General features: G+C 35.5%; 2 protein-coding genes and 1 pseudogene. 2 read left to right on the top strand and 1 reads right to left on the bottom strand.

The annotated features are described in order from the left end of the window. A partial coding sequence (locus PSF16_RS17070) for a recombinase family protein (RefSeq protein WP_272689774.1) occupies positions 1–1,198 on the bottom strand: 1,198 nt, incomplete at its 3' end. A gap of 149 nt (positions 1,199–1,347) precedes the next feature. Between PSF16_RS17070 and PSF16_RS17065 the strand changes: the two are divergent. Both PSF16_RS17065 and PSF16_RS17060 read left to right on the top strand, forming a co-directional pair. Then, positions 1,348–2,028: pseudogene (locus tag PSF16_RS17065) on the top strand (tRNA-dihydrouridine synthase); the annotation flags it as partial. 163 nt (positions 2,029–2,191) lie between these two features. Beyond that, the gene (locus PSF16_RS17060; protein ID WP_006660163.1) at positions 2,192–2,440 is read left to right on the top strand and encodes a GlsB/YeaQ/YmgE family stress response membrane protein; all 249 of its coding nucleotides are present in this window, start codon (positions 2,192–2,194) and stop codon (positions 2,438–2,440) included. Positions 2,441–2,679: the final 239 nt, after the last annotated feature.

Raw genomic sequence — 2,679 nt, 5'->3', positions numbered from 1 at the left:
GGGCGCTAATATTTCCATTGGATATAAAATCAACATAATTTTTTATTTTTTTATTTAACTCACTTAGTTCTAATTTATATTTAGCTAATTGTGTTCTTGAATTATCAGATACTGGTTCTAGAAACGATAAATCAATATGCTGACTACAGTATTCAGCTATCGCATTCTCAATAATAGATATTCTAAATGTAGTTGTAATACACTTAGTTCCTTTAGAGCTTGAATTGCATCTTGCTCTTCTTAAACCATCTACAATTTTACCTTTTCTTTTTGTTGATTGGGATACTAATACATCATGGCAATAACCGCAGTGTGCTATACCAATTCCTGTTATAGCTGATGGGATTTTTCCACCTCTAGTATATGCTCGAGCATTTAAATTCTCTTGTATTATAGCGAATGTATTTTTAGTCGTTATTGCTGGATAATAATTATCCATAATATGGAGTGTGCCATCAATATTATATTGTCGTTCACCATATAATGATGTTGATCTAAGTAATTTTTGTAAATACATTGGATACCAATTTTTACCAGCGAATGGTTTAATATTATCATTTAGGTATCGAGTTAGTTTATTAATTCCCAAACCTGCTAGGTATTTTTCTATAATATGCTGAATAATTTCTGCTCGTTCTGGAATTAGTTCAAGTAAGTCTTTTTCTTTATTGTGTTTTATCCAGTAAGGTAGCTTGCTAGCAACTATTTTCTTATTTTTAATATTGGATTTTATTGCTTCTTTAACCCTTTTACTTTTTGTTTCACTTTCCTCATTTGCTCTAATCATTATCATTAGGCTATACATTAGATCAAAAGGATTATCAGTTACTGACTGCAAATTGTATGAGCGATTATCCATAGCTGTTACAATTGTGATGCCTGCGCTAATAATATCTGAAAAGATTGCTTGTGCTTTTATGGCTGTCTGACGAGATAAACGGTCAAAACTTTCTATAATGAGTGTGCTACCAGTAGGGATATGTCCTGAATTAACTAGTTCCAGAAATTTACCTAGTGCGCCAGTTTTTAGATTATCACCTCTATAGGCACTAACGCCAAAATCTTTAAAGCTGAGATCTTCTACTAATGTTAAGTTGTTCAGTTTGCAATAATTTTTGGCAAATTCCATCTGGCGTCGATGACTATCGCCTCTAGCTTGCTCAGGGGTACTAAATCTAACATATGAGTAACAAAGCATATAATCTCCTTGCAGATATAGTATCCTAAGCTTAAAAATAGGTACAATGCTATATCTATCTTTTTGTATATATTAACTTTTCATTATTTTTGGTGAGATTTTACTTTGTGATTTATGATTTGTAACTATTAATTTTTTGTTTATTCTACATAAACTTTGCCTGCCCTTCAAAAACAGTGAATGGTAGTGGCGGTGGCGCGACATTATTGAAGCAACCCGACCTTATCTATCATGCCGCTAAAGCGATACGTGCCGCAGTGCCTAAAGAATTACCGGTCTCTGTAAAAGTTCGATTAGGTTGGGACAGTAGTCAATTTGCTCATGAAATTGCGGATGCTGTGCAACAAGCTGGGGCAACTGAGTTAACAGTGCATGGGCGTACAAAAGAAGATGGCTACAAAGCCGAATGTATTAACTGGCAGGCCATTGGTGAGATTCGCCAAAAATTGTCAATTCCAGTGATTGCGAATGGTGAAATCTGGGATTATGAAAGTGCTAAACGGTGTATGGAAATGACGGGGTGCGATTCAATTATGATTGGTCGAGGCGCCTTAAATACACCGAATTTGAGCCGAGTTATCAAACACAATGTCCCGAAGATGCCTTGGGAGCAGGTTGGCAAAATACTCTTTAAATATACAGAGTTAGAAAAACAGGGTGATACGGGGCATTACCACGCAGCCCGTATTAAACAGTGGCTTAGCTATTTGCGTAAAGAGTATCAACAAGCCGACGTTTTATTCTCTCAGGTTAGAGCTTTGAAAACAGCAGAGCAAATCGCAGATATCATTGCACATCATGTGGAATCGCTACCTGTCATGCCATATTAGAATTATGTGATTTGCTAAAATTTAAGATTAGGTCTTTAATTAACAGGTATGGTGATGATTTATTTCACATAGTGCTATCACCGTATGAAATAAAACATTTATGACATGCAACAAAGATAGAATGCTGCAGAGATAGAGTGCAACTGGATATTGGAGGCATCAAATGGGCGTTATTGCTTGGATTATCTTTGGTTTAATCGCGGGTGTTTTAGCTAAATGGCTGATGCCTGGAACCTATCAAATGGGTTTCATTATGACCACGGTTCTGGGGATCGTAGGGGCCGTTGTTGGGGGATATATCAGCACATTCTTTGGTAAAGGTAAGGTAGATGGATTTAATTTTGGCAGCTTTATTGTCGCCGTTATTGGTGCCATCGTCGTACTATTCCTTGCAGGGATGTTTATCAAGTAGTTTTCTGAGAAAGTAAAAAAACCTGCTACCGCACTATAAATTATTTATTAAAGCCACATATTATGACGTATCGCTAAATAATGTGTGGCTTTAATTTTTCAATTTTCATACTGCTACAGTGCCTTAAACAGTAGAATGCGTTTCTAGGTTTATTACTCAGCGTTCCCATCAGTCACTTATTAATTATTATCTTCATTAAAATGACGTAATAGAAAAATGACGTTATTTATTTAATGCTT

Origin of the sequence: Providencia sp. PROV033 (assembly GCF_028484855.1) — a bacterium.
Lineage (GTDB): Bacteria > Pseudomonadota > Gammaproteobacteria > Enterobacterales > Enterobacteriaceae > Providencia > Providencia alcalifaciens.
The sequence above is the reverse complement of the archived record's forward strand: the minus strand, read 5'-3'. Positions and strand labels throughout refer to the sequence as shown.

Coding starts and splice junctions, on each gene's coding strand:
- PSF16_RS17060 (WP_006660163.1), top strand. CDS start 2,192: ATGGGCGTTATTGCTTGGATTATCTTTGGTTTAATCGCGGGTGTTTTA.